Genomic DNA, 25360 nt, shown 5'->3' with positions numbered 1-25360 from the left:
CTTCCCCGGCCTCAGACTAGCGCATCAACGCTGATCCGCAATGCCCATATTTTACCATCTGGTCCATTTTTGTGCATCTTGATTGCGGCCGTCAGGGCCATACTATCATCCAGTACCAGCTCAAAGAGTCTTCATCCATGCGTTACCCCCGCGACATGCACGGCCACGGCCCCACCCCGCCTCACGCCAATTGGCCTGGCGGCGCCCATGTCGCCGTGCAGTTCGTGCTCAATTACGAGGAAGGCGGGGAGAACAACATCCTGCATGGCGACGCCGCCTCCGAGGCTTTCCTCGCCGATGTCATTGGCGCCGCACCCTGGCCCGGCCAGCGCCACGCCAATGTCGAGAGCATGTATGAATATGGCGCCCGCGCCGGCTTCTGGCGGCTGCACCGCCTGTTCACCGAGGCCAATCTGCCGGTGACTGTCTATGGCGTCGCCACCGCGCTGATGCGCGCCCCGACCCAGCTGGCGGCCATGCAGGAGGCCGGCTGGGAAATCGCCAGCCATGGCCTCAAATGGGTGCAGCACAAGGACATGCCGCCCGACGAGGAGCGCGCCCAGATCGCCGAGGCCATTCGCCTCCACACCATCGCCACCGGCGCGCCCCCGCGCGGCTGGTACACCGGCCGCTCCAGCCTCAACACCATTGACCTCGTCGCCGAGACCGGCGGCTTTGCCTATATTTCCGACACCTATGACGATGACCTGCCCTATTGGCGCGTCCACCAGGGCAAGCCACAGCTGATCATTCCCTATACGCTCAGCGCCAATGACATGCGCTTCGTCACCGCCCCAGGCTTTGACAATGGCGAGGAATATTTCCAGTTTCTCAAGGACAGCTTTGACTGCCTCTATGCCGAAGGCGAGGCCGGCAGCCCCAAGATGATGTCGCTGGGCCTGCATTGCCGGCTTGTCGGCCAGCCCGGCCGCTTCCAGGGTCTCAAGAAATTCGTCGATTATATCCTCACCTTCGACAAGGTCTGGATCCCCACCCGCCTCGCCATCGCCGAGCACTGGGCGGCTGAACATCCCTATATTGCGCCCGAGGTCATCCCCTCCCAGCTCGACAAGGCCGATTTCGTCGCCCGCTATGGCTCCATCTTCGAGCATTCGCCCTGGATCGCCGAGCGCGCCTGGGAGGGCGAACTGGCCCCGGTCAACGACACCGCCATCGGCCTGCATTTCGCGCTGCGCTGCCAGTTCCGCATGGCTGGCCCCGAGGAACGCCTGGGTGTCTTGCGCGCCCATCCCGACCTCGCCGGAAAACTCGCCGCCGCGGCCCGGCTCACCGCTGAATCCACCGCCGAACAGGCCTCGGTGGGTCTTGATGCGCTGACCGATGGCGAGCGGCAGCGCTTCACCATGCTCAACACCGCCTATGTCGACAAGTTCGGCTTCCCCTTCATCATCGCCGTGCGCGACAATACCAAGGCCACAATCCTCGAGGCCTTCGAAGCCAGGCTGCAGAACAGCGCCGAAGCTGAATTCGCCACCGCCTGCGCCCAGGTCGAGCGCATCGCCCTGCTGCGCCTCAAGGCCTTGTTGCCCTGAAGCATGCACGGCCCGGTAAGGGCCGTGCACCAATCGCGTCGGCAGCGCCGGGGCGCTCAGGCGATCTCGGTCACAAAGTCGGCGGTCGACCGACGCACCTTCTTGAGCCCCTGCAACCAGTCGCCCGCGCTGGCGCGGTAGCCGAGCGCCAATACGCAGACCGAGCGCAGACCCTGGGCCTTCAGACCAAGGATATCGTCAAACTGGGCCGGGTCGAAACCTTCCATCGGCGTAGCGTCCACGCCTTCAAAGGCCGCCTGGGCGATCGACATGCCAAAGCCGATATAGGCTTGGCGGGCGGCGTGTTCGAAATTGCTCGCGGCTTCGCGCGGCAGATACATGCCCTTGAGGCGCGTATAATAGGCGTCCAGCGTGTCGCTGCTGCCGCCGCGTTCGGCAATGGTCAGCGCCAGCACATTGTCGATGCGCGCTTCGGTGTAATTGTCCCAGGCGGCAAAGACCAGCACATGGGAGCCGTCGGTCAGCTGGGCCTGGTCAAAGGCGGCGGCGCGCAGCTGCGCCCGCACTTCGGGACTGCTCACCGCGATCACCTGGAAGGGCTGCAGCCCGCTGGAGGTCGGCGCCAGGCGCGCGGCTTCCAGGATGCGCTCCACCTTGTCGGCGGCGACAGGCTTGGCAGGATCCATTTTCTTGGTGGCATAGCGCCAGTTCAGCTTCTCAAGCAGCATAGTCTTGGTCTTTCCAGAGATAGGCGGCCTGCATGGCTGGCTCCGGAGGAGAACCTGCCACAGGCCGGGGTCCCTATCTGGCGATGCAATCCACCACCACAAGAAGGCACCAAAACCATACCGCGTTGATTTATCAATATTTTTTTCAAACGCGGTCATCGCCCGCACCGAGCCCAGCGCGTCTGCGTTGTCGGATCAGCCGAACCCATTTTGCGCGGGGGTAAAGCCGGCCGCTTGCACCCGGCAAGGCCGCAGGCTAACTCCAATTATCTTTGGAGGTCCGTCCATGTTCACGCTCATCATCGGCAACAAGAACTACTCGTCTTGGTCGCTGCGGCCCTGGTTGCTGCTGCGCCAGCTCGGCATCCCCTTCACCGAACGGCTCGAGCCCTTCATCCCCCATGGCAGCCACGACGCCTTCCGCGCCTTTTCGCCCACCGGCCGCGTGCCGCTGCTGGTCGATGGCGACATCAAGGTCTGGGATTCACTGGCCATTGCGGAATATGTCGCCGAGAGCCATCCCCAGGTCTGGCCCGCCGACAGAGCGGCGCGCGCCTTTGCCCGCGCCATCAGCGCCGAAATGCATGCCGGCTTTGCCACGCTGCGCAATGCCTGCGGCATGAATTGCGGCCTGCGCATCACCCTGCGCGCCGTCACCCCGGCTTTGCAGGCCGATCTCGACCGCATTGATGAAATCTGGTGCGAAGGCCTTGCCCGCTTCGGCGGTCCATTCCTGACCGGCGCAAGCTTCACCGCCGCCGACGCCTTCTACGCCCCGGTGGCGCTGCGCCTGCAGACCTATGGTCTGACGCTGAGCCCGCCCGCCGCCGCCTATGCGGCGCGGCTGCTGGCACTGCCTTCCATGCAGGATTGGTACAATGCGGCGTTGAACGAAACTTGGCGCGAGCCCAGCCATGAGGCCGAGGTCGCCGCCGCCGGCACCATCACCAGCGATCTGCGCCGCACGGCCTAGCCACCGCGCGCGATACCTGCCAGTTTTGTGTTGAGCACCAACCGCCCGGGACCCCATGCCAGATCCAACCTACGCCTCGCCCAGCGGCGGCCTGCCGCCGCAAACCGCGCTGCATACCGGTCGCGCCGTCTTCACCGAGGCCTATGCCGTCATCCCCCATGGCGTGATGCGCGACATCGTCACCAGCTACCTGCCGCACTGGGCCGATACGCGCGCCTGGGTGATCGCCCGGCCGATGTCCGGCTTTTCGGAGACCTTCTCGCAATACATCATGGAAGTCTTTCCCGGCGGCGGTAGCACCCAGCCCGAGCCGAACCGTGAGGCCGAGGGTGTGCTCTTTGTCGTAGCCGGCCAGGTCACCTTGACCGTCGACGGCAAGACGCACCTGCTCAAGCCCGGCGGCTACGCCTTTCTGCCCCCCGGCTGCGCCTGGACGCTCTTCAACAAGAGCACCGAACCGGTCCGCTTTCACTGGGTGCGCAAGCGCTATGAAGCCGCCGACGGCATTGCCATGCCCACCGCCTTCGTCGCCAATGAGAACGACGAGCCGATCATCTGGATGCCTGGCACCGGCAACACCTGGGGCACGACCCGCTTCGTCGATCCCACCGACCTGCGCCACGACATGCATGTCAATATCGTCACCCTTGAGCCCGGCGCGGTCATTCCCTTCGAGGAAACCCATGTCATGGAGCATGGTCTCTATGTCCTTGAGGGCAAGGCGGTCTATCGCCTCAACCGCGACTGGGTCGAGGTCGAGGCCGGCGATTTCATGTGGCTGCGCGCCTTCTGTCCCCAGGCCTGCTATGCCGGCCCCGGTCGCTTCCGCTACCTGCTCTACAAGGACGTCAATCGCCACATGAAGCTGGGCCTGTGATGAGCACCATTGTCATCGAGCCACTGAGCGCCGAGGCCTTCGCCCCTTTTGGCCAGGTCATCGAACTGGCCGGTGCCACCCACTACCCCATCAACAATGGCATGACCGAGCGCTATCACGATCTGGCCCGCATCGAGCTGGGCGGCGTGCATGCGCGGCCGCTGCTCTCGCTGTTCCGCGGCCAGCCCTATGCACTGCCCCTGAGCTTGCCCCTGGTCGAGCGCCATCCCCTGGGCAGTCAGGCCTTCTATCCGCTCTCGACCAATCCCTGGCTGGTCATCGTCGCCGAAGATGATGGCGGCACCCCCGCCCGCATTCGCGCCTTCCGCCCGGCCCCCGGCCAGGGCGTCAACATCGCCATGAACACCTGGCATGGCGTGCTGACCCCACTGCAGGCCGAGAGCGATTTTCTGGTGGTCGATCGCGGCGGCGACGGCAACAACCTTGAGGAATATCATTTCGACACGCCCCCGATCGTAATGGCCTGAAGCAACATTTCGTCGTGCCGGGCTCGAAACAAGGACGGCGCTCCGGTAATCTCCTCGGCAAAGAGGAGGACATCATGCTTGTGCGAACCATCAAGGGCGCTGTGCTGGCGCTTCTGGCGCTTGTAGTGGCTACCCCCGCCTTTGCCGCCGATCTCAGCTTTACCGGCCAGGTGAGCTATCGCGAGCGGATGGCGCTGCCCGCCAATGCCGAGCTCTGGGTCACCCTTGTCAGCCTGCCCGATCAGGTCCCGATCGCCAGCGCGGCCGCCGCTCTGCCTGCTCGGTCGCAAGTGCCCCTGCACTATACGCTCAACGTGCGCAGCTCGGTCGTCAGGCCGACCGGCGCCTATGGGCTGATCGCCGAAATCCGCGCCCAGGGCCAGACCCTTTTCCGCAATTGGCAGCCCATCGGGGCTGAATCAGGCGGCCAGACCGGCACGCAAATTCTGCTCGCCTTCACGCCGCCGCCGCCGCACCCCGCGCCCGAGCAGATTCTGCCGCCACCCGAAACACCCAATCCGCTGGTCGATATCGTCTGGACGGTCACCAGCATTGGTGGCGATCCGATCCTGCCGCAGAGCAAGGTCACCCTCTCCATCGCTGGCGATCAGCGCGTAGGCGGCAATGGCGGCTGCAACAGCTATTTCACCGAGGCCGATTTCGCCGGTCCGCCCCTGACCTTCTCGCCCATCGCGGGGACCAGGATGGCCTGCGATCCGGCCGTGATGGCACAGGAAGGCCGTTTCTTCGCCGCTCTGGACGCCACCGCCGGCTACGAGCTGGCCGGCAATGCGCTCAAGCTCGTCGACGCGGCGGGGGTGCCGCTGGTCGGCCTGGTGCGTCAGCCCTGATTGGCCTTTCCAAGGCCACTGCCGATGGTTAGGCTTCGCCAAACGTGACGGGGCGACCATGGATAATGCTGATTTGATCTCTCGCCTGTTCGACGTCATCCAGACTGACATTGCCGCCCGCACGCAGCAGGGTGTCCGCACCGGCAACAAGCTGTTCGGCGCCGCCATCCTGCGCAAGTCCGACCTGTCGGTGGTGGTCGCCGAGACCAATAACGAGACGGAAAACCCGCTCTGGCATGGCGAGATGCACGCCATCAAGCGCTTCTACGAACTGCCCGCCGACCAGCGGCCGGAGGCCAAGGACTGCATATTCCTGGCCACCCACGAGCCCTGCTCGCTGTGCCTGTCGGGCATAACCTGGGCCGGATTTGACAATTTCTATTATCTGTTCAGCTACGAGGACACCCGCGACAGCTTCGGCATCCCGCACGACATCGCCATCCTGAGGGAAGTCTATGCCGTTCCCGATCCCGGTACAGACGTCGTCGCGCCGGACCGGCCGCTCTACAACCGGGTGAACAAGTTCTGGACCAGCCATAACCTGATCCAGATGATCGCCGCGCTCGACCGTGCTCATCGCGAAGCGCTGATGGCTCGGCTCGACGATATCAGCGCCTTTTACGCCGAAGCCTCGGCGGTATATCAGAAGGACAAGGGCAGCAAGGGCATTCCGCTGGCCTGAGGCTCAGGGCTGCGTGATAACGCTGGGCTGGAATTCGCTATAGGGTACCTCGGCAAACGAGGCGGCAAAGGTCAGAAGGCTGAGCACCAGCGCCACCAAAACCGTCACCAGCCATTGCGGCAGTCTGTTCAATCCAGGCAGGGGCAACAGGTGCATGGCTCGGTAAACTCGCTTTGCCGTTCGGTACGATGGCCTCCGAGCAATGCGTCAATCAGGCCGCCCATAGAATAGCCGCAGCCGCATGCCAGCCATGTGACAGGCCTGTTGAGCCGAACCAATGCCGCTCTAGTGCGTTATTGTACCGAACCAGTCCCCATGAGGCCCACCATGCCACAGACAGACACCAGCGCCCCCGGGGCGCCCTTGCTCGCCATCTTCACCGATTTCGATGGCACGCTTGTCGAACTGGCCGACACGCCCGACAGCGTCGCCGTGCCATCCTCGCTTGCCCAAAACCTCGAACAGACGGCGCGCGAGTTCAATTCCGCCTTTGCCGTGCTGACCGGCCGCGAGATCGCCGAGATCGACAGGTTCCTGTCGCCCTTGCTGCTGCCCGTTGCCGGGGCGCACGGCACCCAGCGCCGCCGCGCCGATGGCGTGCTGGAAGATATCGATCCCGCCTCACTGGCCGGCGCCGAGGCCATTGCCGAGGCCCTGAGCGCCTTGGTCGAGGCCGAGCCGTCGCTGATCCTGGAAACCAAGCAGGGCGCTGTCGCCGTGCACTATCGCCAGGCCCCGGAGCTCGAAGAAGCCGTGCGCGAGACCATGCAAGCCATCGTCGACAGGCATGACCACTTTGTGCTGGTGCCCGGCAAGATGGTGTTCGAGGCCCGACCACGCGGCGTCAGCAAGGGCGATGCCCTGCGCGCCTTCATGCTCGAGGAGCCCTTTATCGGCCGCACCCCGATATTCATCGGCGACGACGTCACCGACGAGGACGGCTTCATCGCGGCCCAGGAACTGGGGGGCGTCGGCATCAAGCTCGGCGATGGCGACACCGCTGCCCGCATGCGAATTGCCGATGTCGGCTCTGTCCGCGCCCTGCTACAGGGTCTGGGGGACATTGCCGCACGTGAACGGGAGTTCGCACAAACACATTGACTGAATAAACGCCGTGGGGGCACTGGATGAGTAGACTGATCGTTGTTTCGAACCGCACGCCGGGCAAGGGCCCGGCGGCAGGCGGCTTGGCCGTGGCCTTGCGCAAGACCTTGGCCGAGCGCGAGGGCTTCTGGTTCGGCTGGTCGGGCAAGCTGGTCGAGACGCCGTCATCCCAGGCCCATTTCGAGGATATCGATGGCCTCTCTGTCGCCCAGATCGACCTGACCAAGTCAGATCATCATGCCTATTATGCCGGCTTTTCCAATTCCATCCTCTGGCCCAGCTTCCACCTGCGGCTCGATCTGGCCACCATCGAGGGCCATTGGTACGAGGGCTATCGCGCCGTCAACCAGCAGTTCGCCCGTGCCTTGCTGGCGCTACTCCGGCCCGATGACGTGATCTGGGTGCATGACTATCACTTGATCCCGCTGGCCAGCGAATTGCGCAATCTGGGCGCCCGCAACCGCATCGGCTTTTATTTGCACATCCCCTTCCCCACCACCGATGCGCTTTACGCCATTCCGCACCACAACGAACTGATGCGCGACCTCTCGCGCTACGATCTGGTGGGCATGCAGGCCAATCGCGACGTCACCGCCTTCACCGAATTTGCCGATCACCAGTCGCCCTCGTCCATTTCGGGCAATCCGCTGCGCTCGGTCGATTTCAGCCGCAGCGAGACGGCCGCTTTCCCCATCGGCTCCGATCCCGATGCCTTTGCCAAGCTGGCCGTCAGTCCGGCCGGCACCAAGATGATCAAGCGCGTCGAGCGTGTCCTGCCCGGGCAGCGGCTGATCCTGGGCGTGGATCGGCTCGATTATTCCAAGGGCCTGCCGCAGCGGGTGGAAGCCTATGAAAAGCTGCTGGCCAATGATGCCCGCTTTCGCCGTACCGCCCACTTGATGCAGATCGCGCCCCCCTCGCGCGATACCATCAAGGAATATCAGGAAACCAGCGATACGCTCGACGCCATCTGTGGTCGCGTCATGGGCCGCTTTGCCGAGCCCGACTGGTCACCGCTGACCTATGTCAAGCGCGCCTATGGTCAGCCCAGCCTGGCCGGGCTCTATCGCCTGGCCCGCGTCGGCCTCGTGACGCCGCTGCGCGATGGTATGAACCTGGTGGCCCACGAATATGTCGGCTCCCAGGACCCGGCCAATCCCGGCGTGCTAGTGCTGTCGCGCTTTGCCGGCGCGGCCGAGATCTTCCCCGACGCCATTCTGGTCAATCCCTTCGACACCGACGAGACCGCCGAGGCTCTGCGCATGGCGCTCGACATGCCTCTACAGGAGCGCATCGATCGCTGGACCACGCTGATGGAAGCCGCCCGCACCTATAGCGTCGACAACTGGGCGCACAGCTTCCTCAATCGACTGTCGCCTCCCAGCGCAGCCACCGCCTCGGGCACGCGCGATATTCTTTACGTCGCCTGAACGATCCAGGGACTGCCAGACGCCGCCAGCAGGGTTACCATCAACCTGTTCATCGGCGTGGCAATGCCATGCTTTTCGCCCAGTCGGACGATGACGCCATTGCGGGCGTCAATTTCCATCTTGTGGCCTTCCATGCGGTCAACCTGGAGCGAACTCCCTCGTGTCCCCTCTGACATGGTGCGGGCGCTCTCGATCGTTGCCTCGACCACGCTTTGCGCAATGGTCGCCCCCTCGGCCCGCCCCACCATGGCGCATTCCTCGACCACGCCGCGGATAATCGCCTCGATATCGGCGTTCCACACCGGACCGGTCGCCCGCAGCGTCAATGCCGGAAAAATGGCGGCGCTGTTGCTGCAGAGTTTGATCCAGACCTGGGACAGGAAATCAGGATCGACCAGGGCCTCAATCTCGGTATGGGCGAAAAGCGCCACCAGATCGTCGCCGTTTTTTCCAGCTGGTACGGCGATGATGCCATGGCGCTGTTGCACGATCCGCCCGGGTGCGCTGCGCGCTGCCGGCAGATTGATCATCACCGGGACGAGGCGTTCAGGCGATACGAGATGCGAGAACAGCCGAACATGTTCCACCCCATTCTGGATGATGGCGACCCGTGTATCCGCGCCGACCAGATGGTCCAGCCAGGGTCCGGTCCCTTCCACGTCATAGGTCTTGGTCGCCACCATTACCCAGTCGACGACCCGGGCCGAGGCCGGATCGGTCAGCACCTCGGGATGGGCAACAATGGTGCCACTGGGCGTCGTCACCTCAAGGTCGGCAAAGGGTGTCCGCGCACAGACTGTTACGGAAAAAGCTGGGTTCTGCGCGAGCCAGGCGGCAATTGTGCCGCCGATCGCGCCAGGTCCGATGATGGCTATTCTGGTCATGCTGTCCCTCCCGACATGCAAAAAGGGCGGCCAGAGGCCGCCCTTTGTCAATCTTGTCTACGCAAACTAGCTGGCATTGCGCGCGGCGCGGCCAGCATCCTTTTGCGGCTTGCCCCAGCGCTGCTTGCCGCCGGCGGGCTTTGCCGCCATCGGCTTGCCGGTTTCCATGTCGCGACGCACGCCGCGGGCTGGCTGACCGCCCTCGGGACGGCTGCGCGGCGCATCGACCGGACGGGTCCGCTGGCCTTCGCCGGCTGGACGCGTGCGCGGAGCATCGACAGGGCGCGTGCGCGGGGTCTTGGACGTGCTTTCCTTGCCGAATTCGGCAAAGGGGCGACGCTCGGCGGGCGAGCGACGATCGCCCTGCGCCGGGCGGGCGCTCTTGTTGGGGGCACGACCGGCACCGGGCCGACCGCCCGAAGGCTTCTTGTAGGCCGAGCGTGGAGCTTCCACCACGCCGGTCTCATTGGCCAGGTGCAGGTCGCCGGTATAGGGCAGGGTCCGGCGGATCAGCCGTTCCACATCGCGCAGCTTGCCGCGCTCGGTGCCATCGCACAGGGTGATGGCAAAGCCCGAGGCGCCGTTGCGGCCGGTACGGCCGATCCGGTGCACATAGTTTTCCGGATCGTCCGGCAGTTCATAGTTCACCACATGGGTGATGCCGGGGACGTCGATGCCGCGGGCAGCGATATCGGTGGCGACCAGGATGCGCACATCACCGCTGGAAAAGCCCTTGAGGGCTGCCTGGCGGGCGTTCTGGCTCTTGTTGCCATGGATGGCGGCAGCCTTGTGGCCGTCGATTTCGAGGTTCTTGGCGACGCGGTCCGCACCATGCTTGGTGCGCGAGAAGATGATCACGCGATCCATCTTCTCTTCGTCGCTGCCCAGCAGCTCATTGAGCACGCCGCGCTTGGCCTTGGCACCGGAGAGGATCACGCGCTGGTCGATCTTGACCACGGTGGAGCCGGCAACCGACGCATCGACCCGCACGGGCTCCTGCAGCAGGCTCTTGGCCAGGTTGGCCACTTCAGGCGCCATGGTGGCCGAGAACATCATGGTGTGGCGCTTCATGCCGATGGCCTTGACCACGGCACGGACGGGGGCAATGAAGCCCATGTCGAGCATCCGGTCGGCTTCGTCGAGCACCAGCCAGCGTGTTTCGGCCAGCTTGATCTTGCCGTCATCCATCAGGTCCTTGAGGCGACCCGGGGTGGCGACGACAATGTCGACGCCGCGCTCGAGGCGCTTGACCTGGTGGTAGCGCGACACGCCGCCCAGCAGCAGCACGGTGTCGAGCTTCATCTTGGAGCCGGCAAACATGCGCAGGTTTTCGTCAATCTGCACGGCCAGTTCACGCGTCGGCGCCAGGATCAGCGCGCGCGTTGTCATCGGCCGCGGGCGGCCGGTCAGGGTCAGCAGGCCAGCCAGGATGGGCAGGCCGAAAGCGGCCGTCTTGCCCGAACCGGTCTGGGCAATGCCCATCATGTCACGGCCTTCGAGCAGCTTGGGAATGGCTTCCTGCTGGATCTTGGTGGGCGTGATGAAACCGGCTGCAGTCAGGCTGTCAGTCAGGATTTCGGGCAGGCCCAGGGAAATAAAGTCGTTCAAGGAACAATTCTTTCTGCGCCGATTTGGCGCTACGCCGCGCGCAGAACACTGCAGCGCGTATCGCCAGTCGCACGTGCGAATGGCGGATCAACAGATGCAATCGGGCGATAGGATTTGGATTATCGCGCGGGTGCTGGCTCGAACCCGGACAAGAGTTTCCGGGCTGACTTCGCCGCTCACCGCAAGGGGATAAGAGATGAAGTCCGTCACCACATTCTGGCGCCAGCGGATCCATTCAAGGTCCATGCGCCGGTGACGATGGCGCATAAATGGGGGAGACCCGCTGAAATAGCAAGGAAATTCGGGATCACGCCACGCATGGGGGGTGTGCGCTGCGGTTGCCCGCCGAGGCTAGATACCGCCATACCAGTCATAGCCCAGGTCCGGCCAATAGCCGCCCTTGCCCTTGCCGAAGCTCGACAGATCATCGACCAGCTCGATGGTGTGCAGATATTTCGGCTGCTTGTAGCCCAGCGCCCGCTCGATGCGCAGGCGTACCGGCGCGCCATTGGCCACCGGCAGCACCTGGTCGTTCAGCCCATAGCTCAGCAGGGTCTGTGGATGATAGGCGTCCACCAGATCGGAACTCTCATAGTAGAGAATGTCCCCGCTCAGCGTGCGCTGGATATTGTCAAAGCAGTGATAGACGGCAAAACGCGCGCCCGGCTTGACCCGCGCCATGTCCAGAATCGGCCCGAGCGGTGTGCCGGTCCATTTGGCAATGCAGCTCCAGCCCTCGACGCAGTCGTGTCGTGTGATCTGGCTCTGCGCCGGCATGTTGCGCAGCTCGGCCAGGCTGAATTCGAGCGGCTGCTCGACCATGCCGATGACCTTGAGCTTGTAGCTGGCAAAGTCCTGCGCCTTGAGAAACGTGTATTCCGCCGTGGTGGGATCGGTCGAGCCATTGGGGCGCTGGCCCTGGCGGATTTCGCTTTCCGCATAGGTGCGCGCCAGCGTCTGGTCGCCGATCAGCGCCCGCTGCACATTATAGGTGAGCACATTGGCCTGCTCCATCACGTGGCGAACCTGGTTCTCCTTGGAGCCCAAGAAATCGAACTGGTTGCAGCCGGCCAGCACCAGGCTTGACCCGGCCAGCACCGACCCGCGCAGGAAGTTGCGCCGTGTGATGATCGAGCCTGATTTCGCGCTCATGGCTTGTCTCCCTGAATGGTGGGCGTGCCCGGGCTGGCGCGATACCAGCCCGTGATCATCGAGCGCAGCTCGTTGAGCGGACCGGCCGCCAGCACCATGACGATGTGAATGACAAAGAAGCTGACCAGCAGCACCATCACGCCGAAATGGACCGTGCGCGCCGTCTGCCGCCCGCCGAACAGGTCGAGCAGAAAGGGCCAGGCCGCATTCATGCCCGGGCTCATGGTCAGCCCCGTCAGCACGATCAGCGGGAACAGGATGAAGAACACGCTGAAATAGGCGATGCGCTGTAGCGGCCCATAGCTGCGGCCATGCTTGAACTTGAGCGTGGCGTGGTCGACCACGTCGCGCGGCACGCCCGCCAGGTCGGCTGGCCGTACCAGGATGTCGCGCCGGATATGCCCATTGATGAAGCTGGCCAGAAACCAGACGAACATGGTGCCGACAAACAGCCAGGCAAAGAAGAAGTGGATCACCCTTCCGGTACCCAGGTCCCGAAACGAGGGAATGGTGACAGCCGCCGGAAAGGCGACAAAACTTGGCCGCTCGGCCGAGCCGCTGACCCCCAACACCCCGGTGGTCTCGAAGGTTTGCCCGAAAATGGTGGTGCGACCGACCGGTCCTGCCGGCGTGTTGAACGCCCCGATCTCGAGGACGGCATTGTCGAACTCAAAGCCGGATTGCTGGCCGATATAGAGCGCGGGATGCGCGTTGAATATCTGCAGGCCCGTGAGCAGCAGGAAGAACAGGCAGATCGCCCAGATCCAGTGCGTTACCCGCGTAAAGATCGACTGGCGATAGATCAGCGGCCCCTTGCCGGCCGGCACTGCTGTTGAATCGCTCATCTTTCCCCCAGTCGCTCATGGACCATTTGCTCCGCCCCAGCAGTAACGGCTGCGGGCGGAACAAATGACGTTTAACACGGAATCGTTATGGCTTGGCAGGCGCCATCGCATCGGTTGCCATCGCATCGCCGCCCATGGCGTCGCCCATCATGCCATTGTGCATGTCGTGACAGGCTGCCGCGGCTGCCTCCATGACATGGGCAAAGGTGATCATGCCGGCCTGCTCCAGGCACAGCTTGAGATCGTCATCGCTCATCGGGGCCATCGCATCGGCATGCATGGCATCGGGCGCCATGGCGTCGGTGGCCATGGCATCCTGGGCAAAGCCGGATGAGGCAAGGGCGAGAGTGAAGGTGGCCGCCGCCAGGGCAGCGAGTGAAAGAGGACGAAGCGCAAGCGTCATGATCTGTCTCCAGGGTGGTGCCACGCCCATTGGCGCGGTGATGCCCTGCCATTCGCCAGCCCGGGGAATAGCGTTACCGCATCACGCGCTCGTGAACGCGAAGAGGTCGTTCCCAATTCCCGCGCGGCCATGTAACCATTGTCAGGCAGGGAGCGAATGAGTGGACAATGCAGACTGACCCGACCGAGACGCGACTGCGCGGCCTGATGCTGGCGTCGCTTGATGGCGACGCGGCAGCCTATCGGACTTTGCTCGCCGAACTTGGTCGACATCTGCGCCCCTATTTCGCCCGGCGGCTGACCCCCGCCTTTGCCACCCACGCGGAGGATCTGGTGCAAGAAACTCTGCTCGCCATCCATACCCGTCGCATGACCTATGACCGCTCACGACCCTTTACCGCCTGGCTGCATGCCGTGGCGCACCACAAATTTGTCGACCACGTGCGCCGCCAGTCGATCCGGCTGACAGTGCCGCTCCAGGATGACGCGCCAATCTTTGCCCATGATGACCATGCCGACGCCGCCGCGCGTCGCGATCTTGGCGTGGTGCTCGAGAGCGTGCCGCCCCGCACCAGCGATCTCATTCGCCGCACCCGCCTTGACGGCGCCACCGTTGCCGAGGCCGCTGCGGCCCATGGCATGACCGAGACGGCAGCCAAGGTCTCCATTCATCGCGGCCTCAAGGCACTGACCGCCCGCTTTTCGGGAGGCAACAAATGACCGACGATCTGATCGCCCGTCTCGCCACCGACCTCAAGCCCGTGCGGCCCGATGCCCTGCCGCGCCTGATCATGGGCGCCGTGCTGGTCAGCGCGGTCGTCGCTGCCATCGCCATGCTGATGTGGCTGGGCACGCGGGCAGACATGGCCACCGCGCCAGGCACCATGATGTTCTGGACCAAGTTTGGCTACACTCTGGCGCTGGCCATGCTGGGTGGGGTGGCGACGCTGGCGCTGGCGCGTCCTGACGGCAGCATTCGCTGGCCATGGCTGGCCGCTCCTGTCCTGCTGGCGCTGCTGCTGGTCGGCGCCGTGCTCCAGCTGGCCAATGCCGCGCCCGACGAGATGATGCCCCTGGTCATCGGCGGCACGTCGCTGGTTTGCCCCTGGCGCATCGTGGTTCTGGCGCTGCCGGTGCTGCTTGCGCTGCTGCTGGCAATGCGCCGCCTCGCCCCGGCCAATCCGACGCTGGCCGGCCTTGCTGCGGGCCTTTTTGCCGGCGGCACGGGCGCCTGGATCTATTCCTTCGCCTGCGGCGAACACGGCATGATGTTTGTGGCGCTATTCTACACGCTGGGCATTGCCATCGTGGCCGGCCTCGGGGCCCTGCTCGGCCGGCTCCTGCTGCGCTGGTAGATTTTTCGCCGCTCAGGCTTGGGCGTAGGCGTGCCAAGCTCCTCGTCAGGCCGAGACGAAAATGCCTGTCTTCGAGAACCCGAACGGAGCGTACTAAAGTACGTGAGTACCGGAAGCGCAGAAGACAGGCGTTTGCAGGTCGGCATGGCGTGGAGAATGGTGCGTCTACTCTTCCCGCGCTGCCCAGTTCATGCCGCGGCGCATGATCGTGGCCATGTCGGCATGCTCGAACTCCTTGGCCTGGTGACCCAGGGTCGAGTGGAACACGCGTCCCTTGCCATGCAGCCGCTTCCACACCACCGGCATCACCACGCCGTCGATCCAGGGCGCGTGTTCACCGGTAAAGGTGGTCGTTGCCAGGACATGGTTGGAAGGGTCGACATGCATGTAATATTGCTCGGATGTATAGGGGAACGACTTGATCCCCTCCATCACCGGGTCCGCCGCATCGGCAACGTCCACCGTGTAATCGATGATATTGCCCGGATGAGCCACCCACTGCCCACCGACCATGAACTGATAGTCTACGGCGTCGCGAAACGCGTCGCTCATGCCGCCATGATGGCCAGCCAGGCCAACACCGCTGGCGACGGCCTTGGTGAGGTTCTCGACCTCGGCCTTTTCGATCTTGCTCATCGTGAAGATCGGGATGATCAGGCTCAGATCATGGATGGAGGGGTCGGCAAAGGCGCTGGTCTCCGTCGCCATGCGCACCGAGTAACCATCCTCATGCAGCCAGCGGCGATAGATGGCCGCACATTCCTCGGGGTCATGGCCCGACCAGCCACCGTAAACGATCAAAGCACTCTTCATACCGCACACTCCGCAAATCAGACGACGCAGAGAATACCTGACTGACCGGGCATTGAAACCCCAAGCCTACATCGCCAGTGTCGCCACCGCCGGCCGGTGCGCAAACGCCCAGAAACGCAGCACCGCGTAATTGACGCTGGCCGTCAGCACGACCACGGCAATCGACGCCAGGACCGTGGGCAATGCCACGATCTCGTGCACGCCATAGGAAAAGCCCGCCGCCAGCAGCAGCGCCATGCCCTGCACCGCCAGATAGCGCGGCAGCGCCTGGCCATGGTCCGCCGCCGAGGCAAAGGAAAACCGGTGATGCAGCAGATAAACCGGCAGGATCAGCACCGCATAGCTGGCGGTATTGACCACCCAGTCGGCATAGCCGGTGTGCAGCCAGACCAGCAGGCTCGACAGCACGACAAAGGCCGCCGCGCCGCCCGCACCCACGCCGATAAAGGGCAGCACGCCCGCGCCGGGCGCGCGCTCCCGCGTGGGACGGGGCGCCTCGAACATCAGGCTATGCAGGGCTGCGCTCATGGAACGGACCGATCCTCTATGGTGTCATTCGTGCAAGCCAACCTGCAGCATCCCGCTTTCCCAAGCGTTACGCCGGCACACTCTCTTGAACCATGGTTGACGCTTGTTGAAGCCATGCCGCTGCATGCCTGCTCGGCAGTTTGACCAGAAGGTCCACTTTTCACTGTCGTAAAAGGCTGCTTAACTGTGTCCAGGACGTGGCGGACTCTCCTCATGCCGCCAAACGCGGCACCCCGGGGACGGGCCATTGCGGCATCGGACGTCAAGCAAACCAAGGAAAACAGGGATGAAAAAACTTCTTCTCGGCGCCACGGCGCTCACCCTCTGCGCTGGATTCTCCAGCGTGGCCTATGCGGAATTCACGTTGAACATCCTCCATATCAACGATTTCCATTCCCGCTTCGACCCCATTACCGGCACCGATTCCAACTGTGACGCCGAAACCGACGCGGCCGGCGAATGCTTCGGCGGCATTGCCCGCCTAAAGACCATCATCGACGAGACCCGCGCCAAATATGATGGTGGCAACTCGCTGCTGCTCTCGGCCGGCGACAATTTCCAGGGCTCGCTCTACTACACCACCTACAAGTCCAAGGTGGTCTCCGACTTCTTCAACCAGATGGGTTTTGACGTGGTCGCCACCGGCAACCACGAATTCGACGACGGCCCAGAAGAGTTCATGAAGTTCATCGATGCCGCCGAATTCCCCATCATCGGCGGCAATTTCGACGTCACCCGCGATGAGAACCTGCGCGGCAAGATCAAGGGCTCCTTCGTCATCGAAGTGGGCGGCGAAAAGATCGGCATCATCGGCGCCACCACCGAGGACACGCCCGAGATCGCCGCGCCCGGCCCCAATGTCGAATTCACCGACGTCATCCAGTATGTCCGCGGCGCCTCCGAGGCGCTTGATGCCGCCGGCGTCAACAAGATCATCCTGCTCAGCCATATAGGCTACACCGTCGACATGGATGTTGCGGCAGCCCTGCCGCTGGTCGACGTCATCGTCGGCGGCCACAGTCACACTCTGCTGTCCAACACCGCAGAAGGCGCTGCCGGCCCCTACCCAACCATGGTGACCAATCCTGACGGCGTCGAAGTACCGGTGGTACAGGCCAACCAGTATGGCAAATATCTCGGCGACATCGCCATCACCTGGGATGACAATGGCGTCGTCACCAAAGCCGAGGGCGAACCCTTCCTGATCGATGCGTCGGTCTCCGCCAACGAGGACTTCAAGGGCCAGCTGGCTGCCCTGGCCGGCCCCATCGAGGAAATGACCAGCGAAGTCATCGGCTCCACCACAGCCCTGCTGGAAGGCTCGCGCGAAGTCTGCCGCGCCATGGAGTGCTCGATGGGCAATCTGCTCGCCGATGCCATTCTCGACCGCGTCGCCGACCAGGGCGCCACCATCGCCTTCCAGAATGGCGGCGGCATCCGCTCCTCGATCGACGCCGGTGAAATCACCGTCGGCGACGTGCTGACCGTCCTGCCCTTCTCCAATACCTTGGCCACCGTCCAGGTCAGCGGCGCCGATGTCATTGAAGCGCTCGAAAACGGCGTCAGCGATGTCGAGAACGGCGCTGGCCGCTTTGCCCAGGTCGCCGGCCTGAAATACAGCTTCAACCTGGCCGAACCCGCCGGCAGCCGTGTCAGCGATGTAATGGTCAAGGGCGAAGGCGACGCCTGGGTGCCGATCGACGAGGCTGCCACCTATACCGTGGTCACCAACAACTATGTCCGCGGCGGTGGCGACGGCTTCGGCACCTTTGCCGAAGGTGCCAACCCCTACGATTTTGGCCCGCCGCTTGAGCAGGTCGTTGCCGAATACATCGCCAAGCTGGGCGGCGAATACACGCCCTATACCGATGGCCGCATCACCGAGATCAAATAGGCTCGCGGAACCACCAAAACCAAGGGCGCCCCCCGGGGGCGCCCTTTTTCATGCCGAACGGGACCGGACTGCTGAGCGGCGCCACTAGTCCCTTGCCGATGCCCCCATGGCCGCAAGGAACGCCGGCGATGCCACCTTCGTCGCCAACGCCCGCAGTTCAGCTCCCGCATTGGCCCCCAGCACCTCATCCATGCGCAGGTTTACCGCCTGCCAGAGTGCATACATCTGCCGCGTCTGCTTCATGCCCTGCTCGGTGAGCACGGCCCGCTTGATCCGGCCATCCTTGGGGTCGGCATGCAGTTCGAGCACGCCATCGCGCACCAGCGGGCGCAAGGCATGGGTCAGCGCCGAAATCTGGATCGACAGGCGCTTGGCCAAAGCCTGCAGCGACGGGCCGGTGCCGCCGGGCGCTCCGCCCATCTCATCGAGGCGGCTGACCAGCATGGCCTGCGACGAGGTCAGCCCGGCCGGCGCTATGGCATCATCGTAGACCTGCGTCAGCTGCCGCGAGGCCTGGCGCATTGCCGTATGCGTGCAGTTCATCAGGTTGAAAGGCTCAACGCTGTCGACATCGGGCGGCACTTGCTTGGCCATGCTTGATCTCCTGTCCAAAAAATAGTTGAGTACATCACCATTGACAAGGGCACGGCCAAACGCCAGATAGTTGAGCACTCAACTAAAGGAGCGAAGCCATGTCCAAAACTGCCCTCATCACCGGCGCCTCATCCGGCATCGGCGCCGTCTATGCCCGGCGTCTCGCCGCTCGCGGCTACAATCTCATCCTCGTCGCCCGTCGCGCCGAAAAGCTCTCCGCCCTTGCCGCAGAACTTGAGCAGAGCGATGGCATTGCCGTGCGTAGCCTTGCCGCCGATCTGACCGCCGAGGCAGGCATTGCCAGCATCGAGCAGGTGCTCCGCGACGAGGCCATTGCGCTGCTGGTCAACAATGCCGGCATGGGCCCCTTCGCCACCACCGCCAACATGTCCGACGCCGATGCCGCCGCCACCTTGACCCTCAACGTCACCACGCTGATGCGCCTCACCCGCGCCGTCCTGCCCGGCATGCGCGCCCGCAAGTCCGGCACGGTGGTCAATATCGGCTCGGTCATGGGTTTCTTCCCATCACCGATGAGCGCCCTATACAGCGCCACCAAAGCCTTCGTGCTTACCTTCAGCCGCGGCTTGGCCGAAGAAGCGGCGGAAAATGGCGTCTTGGTGCAGGCCGTTCTGCCGGCCGGCACCGTGACAGACTTCTATGAGACAGCCGGCATATCGATCGACAATTTCGATGCGTCAGTCTTCATGACGGCCGAGCAACTGGTCGATGCCGGTCTCGCCGGCATGGATCGCGGCGAGCAGGTCACCCTGCCCTCCGTGCACGACGAAGACCTCTGGGCCAGCTACGACGCGGCCCGCGCCAAGCTCTTCGCCGGCACGCAGAACGGCCAGCCCGCGCCACGCTACGTCTGAAATTGATAGCCGAGCAAACAAAAATGGGTGCCGCAAGGCACCCATTTGCTCGTTCGATAATCCAGACTTAGCGGCGGCGGGCGACCTGGTTCCAGATCAGCAGGATGATGACGGCACCAATGATGCCGCTGATGAAGCCGATACCATCGCTCTGCGCACCGCCAAAGATCTGCTGGCCCAGCCACGTGGCCAGAACCGAGCCGATAATGCCCAGCACCGTGGTCAGAATGAAGCCGCTAGGCTTGTTGTCGCCCGGCGTGATCCACTTGGCGATCAAGCCCGCGAAGAAACCGATGATGATGGCCCAGATGATACTCATGGCGATGACGCTCCTGTGAAATATACCCGGGACAATTCACGAGCCCGCCATTCAGTTGCACCGCGGACCGCGTCATCCCAACCAAATGTGATCACTCACCCTGCAACCACAGCGGGTTAGGGTCGTTACCCGACCGTCTTCAGGGGTGACGAAAGGAGCAATTCATGGACAAGATCATCCTGGCTACCACGCTATCAGCCCTGATGGCGGCCCACAGCCTGCCCGCCCATGGGCGGGAGGCTGGTCCACTGCGCCGTGCCGGCAAACCGGACAACGCATGTGGCCTACGGGCGGCAGCCGGTCAGCCGGCCCGGCCCGTGGCCAGTCCGGCTGTCGCACAAAGCGCCTAGCGCACCGACAGTTCGTGCCGGTCGCGATCGGTGACCGTAGCCAGATCAAGCACCCGCTGGATATTGGTGGCGTGGCGGAAGCTGGGTTCGAGGTTCTGGCCGCTCTGCACCGCCTCGAAGAAACGCATGTAGTTGGTCGGCACCGGCTCGACATCCACTTCCGTCCAGGTGCCGGTTTCCGCATCGTCGCCCAGGCAGGTGAACAGCTTGCTCCAGTCATGCCGGTGCTGCACCTCCACAGAGCCCAGCTCGCCATAGATTCGCAGGCGCAACTCGTTGAAATGCCCGGTTGCCCAGCGCGTGGCATGGATCACGCCCAGCGCGCCGTTTTCCAGCTGCGCCGTCATGGCAAAGCTGTCATTCGCGTCGAGGTCATATTCGCCGATTCTGTTGTTTTCCGCCTTGGCAAAGGTTTCGAGCCGGCAGAAGACCTTGGAGAAATCGCTGCCCGCACCGAAGGCGGCAAAGTCCAGGATATGCACACCGATATCGCCCAGCACGCCGTTTGAGCCGTGCTTCTTGCTCAGCCGCCAAAGCCACTGGCTCTCGGTGCGCCAGTCGCCCCAGGCCTTCGATACCAGCCAGCTTTGCAGATAGCTGGCCTCGAAATGCTTGACCGTGCCCACCGCGCCCGACTGCACGATTTCGCGCGCCTTCTGCAGCTGGCTGACATTGCGATAGGTCAGATTGACCATGTTGATCAGGCCCATCTGCTCGGCCAGCTCGGTCATTTCCATGGCCTTGGCGTGGTCGGTCGCCAGCGGCTTTTCGCAGAACACGTGCTTGCCGGCCCGCAGCGCCGCCATGGTCGTGGGGTGATGGATCGAGTCTGGCGTGACATTGGCCACAGCGTCGAACTCGCCCCAGGCCAGCGCCGCATCCAGCGAGCCGAAGCCCCGCTCGATGCCGTGGATCTGGTTAAACGCCTCGACCCGCGCCGGATCGACATCCACCCCGCCCACCAGGGTCACCCCCTCGATGGCCGCAAAATGCTTGGCATGGGTATTGGCCATGCCCCCGGTACCCAGAATGAGCAGCCGCATTCTCTTAATCCTTCTCGATCACCGCGGTGATCCGTTCATTGCCTGACAAGCCGGTTTGGCAGCAGATTGGTTTGTTATGGGGGCACCAAGGATATGTCGGGGTCCAGATCAGGCTGAGGCGAAAATGATGGTCTTTGAGAGCCGGAGCGGAGCGTACTGAGGTACGTGAGCACCGGAAGCGCAAAAGACCACCATTTGCAGGCCAGCCTCACCTGGAGACCGGCTCATCCTACTTGAAGCCTTCTTCGCGGCCGTGATGCAGCTTGGGGCCGCGCTCGACCAGCGGTTCGATCGACTCTTCTACCGGCGTATTGGGTGCCTCGAGCAGTTCGGGATGCTGGTTGGCATTATAGGCCCAGTTCACCGCATTGCGCAGCACCAGCCCGACCGTGTCGTCGTGATAGGTCGGATAGGTTTCATGCCCCGGCCGGAAGTAGAACACATTGCCGGCGCCGCGCCGGTAGGTCAGGCCGCTGCGGAACACTTCCCCGCCTTGGAACCAGCTGACAAACACGGTCTCGAGCGGCTCTGGCACGCTGAAGGGCTCGCCATACATCTCTTCCATTTCGAGCTCGAAATAGGCCGGCAGCCCCTTGGCGATCGGATGGCCCGGGCTCGTGACCCAAAGCCGCTCGCGCTCGCCGGCCTCGCGCCAGTGCAGCGCACAGGGCGAGCCCATCAGGCGCTTGAAAATCTTGGAGAAATGGCCCGAATGCAGCACGATCAGGCCCATGCCCTCCCATACCCGCTTGGCAATGCGCTCGACGATCTCGTCCTCGACCTGGCCATGGGCCGCGTGGCCCCACCAGACCAGCACGTCGGTCTCGGCCAGCGCCTCGACGGTGCAGCCATGCTCGGGCTCCTGCAGCGTGGTGGTCCTGGTCACGATATTGCTGTCGCTGGCCAGCAGCTTGGCAATCTGGTTGTGCATCCCCTCGGGATAGTTGTCGGCGACGATTTTGTTCTTCTGCTCGTGAACGTTCTCGCCCCAGACCAGGGTACGGATCGGCATGAAATTCTCCTGTTGGATGTGCCGCAGGGAGGTGCAGCACGGCAGTAAATTGGCACGTTGCAAAGCCGGCTTCCAGCCCGATGCACGCCACGCCATTGGCGCTGTCCAATATGACGCAGTCTAGGGTCCAGATGGCCAAAGTTGGACGATGCTGACAGTTTTTTCGTGTCAGGCGATCGGTTTGCCTGCCGCATTGAACCTGTGGACCCGGTCGGCCATCGGCGTGATCTGCACCACGTCCCCGCTCCGGTAGTCATTGGCCCCATCGAGACGCACCACCACTGGCTCCTCGGTGCCCATTTCGAGGTACACGTAGCTGTCGGCGCCCAGGTTTTCCTTGTGGATCACCGTGCCGCTCCAGGTGCCATTGTCGGGCACGATGGTCAGGTGCTCGCCGCGAATGCCCACCGTATGGGCGTCGAAGGCCGCGGCCTTCTCGCCGGCGATGAAATTCATCTTGGGCGAGCCGATAAAGCCGGCCACGAACACCGAATTGGGTTGTTCATAAAGCTCCATGGGCGTGCCGACCTGCTCGATCAGCCCATCCCGCAGCACGCAGATCCGGTCCGCCAGCGTCATCGCCTCGACCTGGTCATGCGTCACATAGATCATGGTCACATTGTCCATGCTCTCATGCAGCTTGGCGATCTCGATCCGCGTCGCCACCCGCAGCGCAGCATCCAGATTGCTCAGCGGCTCATCGAACAGGAACACCTTGGGGTCGCGCGTGATCGCCCGCCCGATCGCCACGCGCTGCCGCTGCCCACCCGAAAGCTGCTTGGGCAGCCGGTCGAGATAGGGCGTGATCTGCAGCATTTCTGCCGCCTTCTCGACGCGCTGGCGGATCTCCTCCTTGCCATGGCCCTTTTCCAGCGTCAGCCCGAAGGCCATGTTGTCGAACACCGTCATGTGCGGATAGAGCGCATAGCTCTGGAACACCATGGCGATGCCGCGTTTGGACGGCGCCAGCGCATTGACCACCTTGCCGTCGAACAGCATCTCGCCCGAGGTAATGTCCTCCAGCCCCGAGATCAGCCGCAGCAGGGTGGATTTGCCGCAACCCGACGGACCGACAAAGACCATGAACTCGCCCTTGCGGACCGTCAGGTCGACCCCCTTGATCACCTCGACCACGCCAAAGGCCTTGCGGATGTTACGCAGCTCGATGCTTGCCATTGTTTAGCTCCTCAACCCTTGACGCCGCCGGCGGTAAGGCCCGACACAATTTTACGTTGGAAAATGAGCACCAGGACCACCAGCGGCACGGTGACGATCACCGACGCCGCCATGATCAGGCCCCAGGGCGTTTCATATTGCGAACCGCCCGACAGCAGCGCAATGGCCACCGGTACGGTGCGGGTATCGTTCGATGACGTGAAGGTCAGCGCGAACAGGAACTCATTCCAGGCCCCGATAAAGGCCAGCAGGCCCGTGGTCACCAGTGCCGGCCACATCAGCGGCATGAACACGCGGGTAATGATCACCCAGGGGCTGGCCCCGTCGACAATGGCGGCCTCCTCGATCTCGACCGGCAGGTCGCGCATGAAGGTGGTCAGCACCCAGACGGTAAAGGGCAGCGTGAAGATAGTGTAGGAAAAGATCAGCGCCCAGGGCGTGTTGTAGATGCCCAGTGCGCGGATCACCTCGAACAGCCCCGCCAGCACCGCGATCTGGGGGAACATCGAGACGGCCAGGATCACCATCAACAGCAAGCCACGCCCCTGGAAGCGTACCCGGCTGAGCGCGAACGCCGCCGTCACCGCCAGGAACAGCGCCAGCATCACCGTAACCGTGGCCACGAAGACCGAGTTGAGCAGATTACGCGGGAAACTGCCCTGGTTGAGCACGGCAATGTAGTTCTCCCACGAGAACGACACCGGCCAATAGGTCACCCGGAAGATGTCGGTGCCCGATTTGAAGCTCGTCAGGATGGCGTAGTAGAACGGGAAGATGGAGACCACGACGATGACCACCACCAGCGCATAGAACAGCACCGTCTTGGTCAGTTTCCAAAGATCCAATGTCGCGCCCATCAGCGGTCTCCCCCGTCAAACCGGACTTTGCCCAGCCAGATATAGAGCACGGTCAGCACCGCGATGATCAGGAACAGCAGCGTCGATTGCGCCGAGCCATAGGCAAACTTGTCGAAGTCGAACAGGTTCTCCCGCGCCAGCACGCTCATCGTCTTGGTCGCCGCGCTATTGGGCGTCAGCACATAGATCAGGTCGAAAATGCGCAGCGCGTCGAGCAGCCGGAAGATGATCGCCACCATCAGGGCCGGCCGCACCAGCGGCAGGGTGATGGCGAAGAACTGCTTGGCCGGATGCACGCCGTCCAGTTCGGCCGCCTCGTAAATGTCCTTGGGGATCATCTGCAGCCCGGCCAGGATCAGCAGCGCCATGAACGGCGTGGTCTTCCAGATATCGACCACCAGCACGGCCTGCATGGCCGTCTCGGCCGTGGCCGTCCAGGCCACCTTCTGGCTGAGCAGGCCCAGGCGCAGGCCCAGATCGTTGAGAATGCCGAATTGGTCATTGAGCATCCAGGCCCACATCTTGGCCGAAACGATCGTCGGGATCGCCCAGGGAATGAGGATGGCGGCACGGACAAAGCCACGACCGCGGAATTCGGCATTGAGCACCAGAGCCACGATCATGCCGAACACTGCCTCGAAACTCACCGACCAGAAGGCAAAGCGCAGCGTGTTCCACACCGCATTCCACCAAGCCGGGTCGACCAGCAGGCCGCGATAGACTGTCCTGCCGCTTTCCAGCGTGGTCCAGCGTATATAATTGCCTACGCCGATGAATTCGGCCCCATAGAGGTCCGTCAGCGAGGCATCGGTGAAGGAAAACCAGATCGAGCGCAGCAATGGCCAGCCGGCCACCACGCACAGCGCCGCCAGCATGGGCAGCAGGAACCATCGTGCCGCCGCCAGCCTTTGCTGGCTCAGTTCCGTTCGTCCCTTGACCACCACGATGGGGCGGGCGGACACCGCTATATCACTCGCCATTCTGCCTCTCCCTGCGCACTATATGG

General features: G+C 63.4%; 28 protein-coding genes. 12 read left to right on the top strand and 16 right to left on the bottom strand.

The features are described 5' to 3' along the window. Positions 1-137 precede the first annotated feature (137 nt). Positions 138-1553 carry an allantoinase PuuE gene (gene puuE / locus GDR53_RS13205; protein WP_193334938.1) on the top strand — a complete coding sequence of 472 codons (1416 nt, stop codon included), beginning with the start codon at positions 138-140 and terminating at the stop codon, positions 1551-1553. Between the two features lie 56 nt (positions 1554-1609). Here puuE and GDR53_RS13200 read toward each other — a convergent pair whose 3' ends face one another. Then, complete coding sequence (locus GDR53_RS13200) at positions 1610-2242, bottom strand: nitroreductase family protein (RefSeq protein ID WP_193334937.1); 633 nt, start codon at positions 2240-2242, stop codon at positions 1610-1612. Between the two features lie 286 nt (positions 2243-2528). Here GDR53_RS13200 and GDR53_RS13195 point away from each other — a divergent pair, with 286 nt between their 5' ends. The 5 genes from GDR53_RS13195 to GDR53_RS13175 all read left to right on the top strand — a co-directional run bounded on the left by GDR53_RS13195 (position 2529) and on the right by GDR53_RS13175 (position 6113). Continuing rightward, a complete protein-coding gene (locus tag GDR53_RS13195) occupies positions 2529-3215 on the top strand; it encodes a glutathione S-transferase (RefSeq protein WP_193334936.1) in 687 nt (228 codons plus the stop codon). A 55-nt stretch (positions 3216-3270) separates the two neighbouring features. Further along, positions 3271-4092 carry a bifunctional allantoicase/(S)-ureidoglycine aminohydrolase gene (locus GDR53_RS13190; protein ID WP_193334935.1) on the top strand — a complete coding sequence of 274 codons (822 nt, stop codon included), beginning with the start codon at positions 3271-3273 and terminating at the stop codon, positions 4090-4092. Next, positions 4092-4580, top strand: a complete 489-nt coding sequence (locus GDR53_RS13185) for an ureidoglycolate lyase (RefSeq protein ID WP_193334934.1) — start codon at positions 4092-4094, stop codon at positions 4578-4580. The genes GDR53_RS13190 and GDR53_RS13185 overlap by 1 nt, the downstream gene beginning before the upstream one ends. Positions 4581-4654: 74 nt before the next feature. Then, positions 4655-5431, top strand: coding sequence for an META domain-containing protein (locus GDR53_RS13180; RefSeq protein ID WP_193334933.1), 777 nt, complete (start codon positions 4655-4657; stop codon positions 5429-5431). A gap of 58 nt (positions 5432-5489) precedes the next feature. Further along, positions 5490-6113 (top strand): nucleoside deaminase, encoded by a 624-nt coding sequence (locus GDR53_RS13175; RefSeq protein ID WP_193334932.1) that lies wholly within the window; start codon positions 5490-5492, stop codon positions 6111-6113. Positions 6114-6116: 3 nt separating this feature from the next. Here GDR53_RS13175 and GDR53_RS13170 read toward each other — a convergent pair whose 3' ends face one another. Continuing rightward, complete coding sequence (locus GDR53_RS13170; RefSeq protein WP_193334931.1) at positions 6117-6269, bottom strand: hypothetical protein; 153 nt, start codon at positions 6267-6269, stop codon at positions 6117-6119. Between the two features lie 171 nt (positions 6270-6440). Between GDR53_RS13170 and otsB the strand changes: the two genes are divergently transcribed. Then, positions 6441-7214: a trehalose-phosphatase gene (gene otsB, locus GDR53_RS13165; RefSeq protein ID WP_193334930.1), complete on the top strand. Its 774-nt coding sequence runs from the start codon at positions 6441-6443 to the stop codon at positions 7212-7214. Between the two features lie 26 nt (positions 7215-7240). After that, the gene (locus GDR53_RS13160) at positions 7241-8647 is read left to right on the top strand and encodes an alpha,alpha-trehalose-phosphate synthase (UDP-forming) (RefSeq protein ID WP_193334929.1); all 1407 of its coding nucleotides are present in this window, start codon (positions 7241-7243) and stop codon (positions 8645-8647) included. On the opposite strand, the gene GDR53_RS13155 is transcribed toward GDR53_RS13160, so the two are convergent. The 5 genes from GDR53_RS13155 to GDR53_RS13135 all read right to left on the bottom strand — a co-directional run bounded on the left by GDR53_RS13155 (position 8635) and on the right by GDR53_RS13135 (position 13539). After that, a complete protein-coding gene (locus GDR53_RS13155) occupies positions 8635-9531 on the bottom strand; it encodes a 2-dehydropantoate 2-reductase (protein WP_193334928.1) in 897 nt (298 codons plus the stop codon). The two genes, GDR53_RS13160 and GDR53_RS13155, sit on opposite strands and share 13 nt — an antisense overlap. 66 nt (positions 9532-9597) lie before the next feature. Next, positions 9598-11139, bottom strand: coding sequence for a DEAD/DEAH box helicase (locus tag GDR53_RS13150; protein WP_232846622.1), 1542 nt, complete (start codon positions 11137-11139; stop codon positions 9598-9600). 351 nt (positions 11140-11490) lie between these two features. After that, positions 11491-12291: a molybdopterin-dependent oxidoreductase gene (locus GDR53_RS13145; RefSeq protein ID WP_193334927.1), complete on the bottom strand. Its 801-nt coding sequence runs from the start codon at positions 12289-12291 to the stop codon at positions 11491-11493. Continuing rightward, the gene (locus tag GDR53_RS13140) at positions 12288-13136 is read right to left on the bottom strand and encodes a cytochrome b/b6 domain-containing protein (protein WP_193334926.1); all 849 of its coding nucleotides are present in this window, start codon (positions 13134-13136) and stop codon (positions 12288-12290) included. The genes GDR53_RS13145 and GDR53_RS13140 overlap by 4 nt, the downstream gene beginning before the upstream one ends. An 85-nt stretch (positions 13137-13221) precedes the next feature. Then, on the bottom strand, positions 13222-13539 hold the full coding sequence (locus GDR53_RS13135; RefSeq protein WP_193334925.1) for a hypothetical protein: 318 nt from the start codon (positions 13537-13539) through the stop codon (positions 13222-13224). 167 nt (positions 13540-13706) lie between these two features. On the opposite strand from GDR53_RS13135, the gene GDR53_RS13130 reads away from it, so the two are divergent. Both GDR53_RS13130 and GDR53_RS13125 read left to right on the top strand, forming a co-directional pair. Beyond that, on the top strand, positions 13707-14258 hold the full coding sequence (locus GDR53_RS13130) for a sigma-70 family RNA polymerase sigma factor (protein WP_193334924.1): 552 nt from the start codon (positions 13707-13709) through the stop codon (positions 14256-14258). Then, the gene (locus tag GDR53_RS13125) at positions 14255-14893 is read left to right on the top strand and encodes an NrsF family protein (RefSeq protein ID WP_193334923.1); all 639 of its coding nucleotides are present in this window, start codon (positions 14255-14257) and stop codon (positions 14891-14893) included. Before GDR53_RS13130 ends, GDR53_RS13125 begins: the two co-directional genes overlap by 4 nt. A gap of 165 nt (positions 14894-15058) precedes the next feature. On the opposite strand, the gene GDR53_RS13120 is transcribed toward GDR53_RS13125, so the two are convergent. Next, positions 15059-15706: a ThuA domain-containing protein gene (locus GDR53_RS13120; RefSeq protein WP_193334922.1), complete on the bottom strand. Its 648-nt coding sequence runs from the start codon at positions 15704-15706 to the stop codon at positions 15059-15061. Positions 15707-15772: 66 nt separating this feature from the next. Then, entirely contained in the window at positions 15773-16234 is a 462-nt protein-coding gene (locus GDR53_RS13115) for a GtrA family protein (RefSeq protein ID WP_193334921.1), read from the bottom strand. A 286-nt stretch (positions 16235-16520) separates the two neighbouring features. Here GDR53_RS13115 and GDR53_RS13110 point away from each other — a divergent pair, with 286 nt between their 5' ends. Next, a complete protein-coding gene (locus tag GDR53_RS13110; protein WP_193334920.1) occupies positions 16521-18128 on the top strand; it encodes a bifunctional metallophosphatase/5'-nucleotidase in 1608 nt (535 codons plus the stop codon). An 84-nt stretch (positions 18129-18212) separates the two neighbouring features. Here the strand turns inward: GDR53_RS13110 and GDR53_RS13105 are convergent, their stop codons facing one another. Continuing rightward, entirely contained in the window at positions 18213-18722 is a 510-nt protein-coding gene (locus tag GDR53_RS13105) for a MarR family winged helix-turn-helix transcriptional regulator (RefSeq protein WP_193334919.1), read from the bottom strand. Positions 18723-18820: 98 nt separating this feature from the next. On the opposite strand from GDR53_RS13105, the gene GDR53_RS13100 reads away from it, so the two are divergent. Continuing rightward, a complete protein-coding gene (locus tag GDR53_RS13100; protein ID WP_193334918.1) occupies positions 18821-19597 on the top strand; it encodes an SDR family NAD(P)-dependent oxidoreductase in 777 nt (258 codons plus the stop codon). A 67-nt stretch (positions 19598-19664) separates the two neighbouring features. Here GDR53_RS13100 and GDR53_RS13095 read toward each other — a convergent pair whose 3' ends face one another. The 6 genes from GDR53_RS13095 to GDR53_RS13070 form a co-directional block, all read right to left on the bottom strand. After that, the gene (locus GDR53_RS13095; protein WP_193334917.1) at positions 19665-19916 is read right to left on the bottom strand and encodes a GlsB/YeaQ/YmgE family stress response membrane protein; all 252 of its coding nucleotides are present in this window, start codon (positions 19914-19916) and stop codon (positions 19665-19667) included. Positions 19917-20262: 346 nt separating this feature from the next. After that, the gene (locus GDR53_RS13090) at positions 20263-21309 is read right to left on the bottom strand and encodes a Gfo/Idh/MocA family protein (RefSeq protein ID WP_193334916.1); all 1047 of its coding nucleotides are present in this window, start codon (positions 21307-21309) and stop codon (positions 20263-20265) included. Between the two features lie 229 nt (positions 21310-21538). Then, positions 21539-22321: a ThuA domain-containing protein gene (locus GDR53_RS13085; protein WP_193334915.1), complete on the bottom strand. Its 783-nt coding sequence runs from the start codon at positions 22319-22321 to the stop codon at positions 21539-21541. 168 nt (positions 22322-22489) lie between these two features. Continuing rightward, entirely contained in the window at positions 22490-23497 is a 1008-nt protein-coding gene (locus tag GDR53_RS13080; protein WP_193334914.1) for an ABC transporter ATP-binding protein, read from the bottom strand. Positions 23498-23508: 11 nt separating this feature from the next. Further along, on the bottom strand, positions 23509-24354 hold the full coding sequence (locus GDR53_RS13075) for a carbohydrate ABC transporter permease (protein ID WP_193334913.1): 846 nt from the start codon (positions 24352-24354) through the stop codon (positions 23509-23511). Continuing rightward, a complete protein-coding gene (locus GDR53_RS13070) occupies positions 24354-25334 on the bottom strand; it encodes a carbohydrate ABC transporter permease (protein WP_193334912.1) in 981 nt (326 codons plus the stop codon). Before GDR53_RS13070 ends, GDR53_RS13075 begins: the two co-directional genes overlap by 1 nt. Between the last annotated feature and the right edge of the window lie 26 nt (positions 25335-25360).

The organism is Devosia beringensis, assembly GCF_014926585.1.
GTDB lineage: Bacteria > Pseudomonadota > Alphaproteobacteria > Rhizobiales > Devosiaceae > Devosia > Devosia beringensis.
This window is presented reverse-complemented; position numbering and strand designations above follow the sequence as displayed.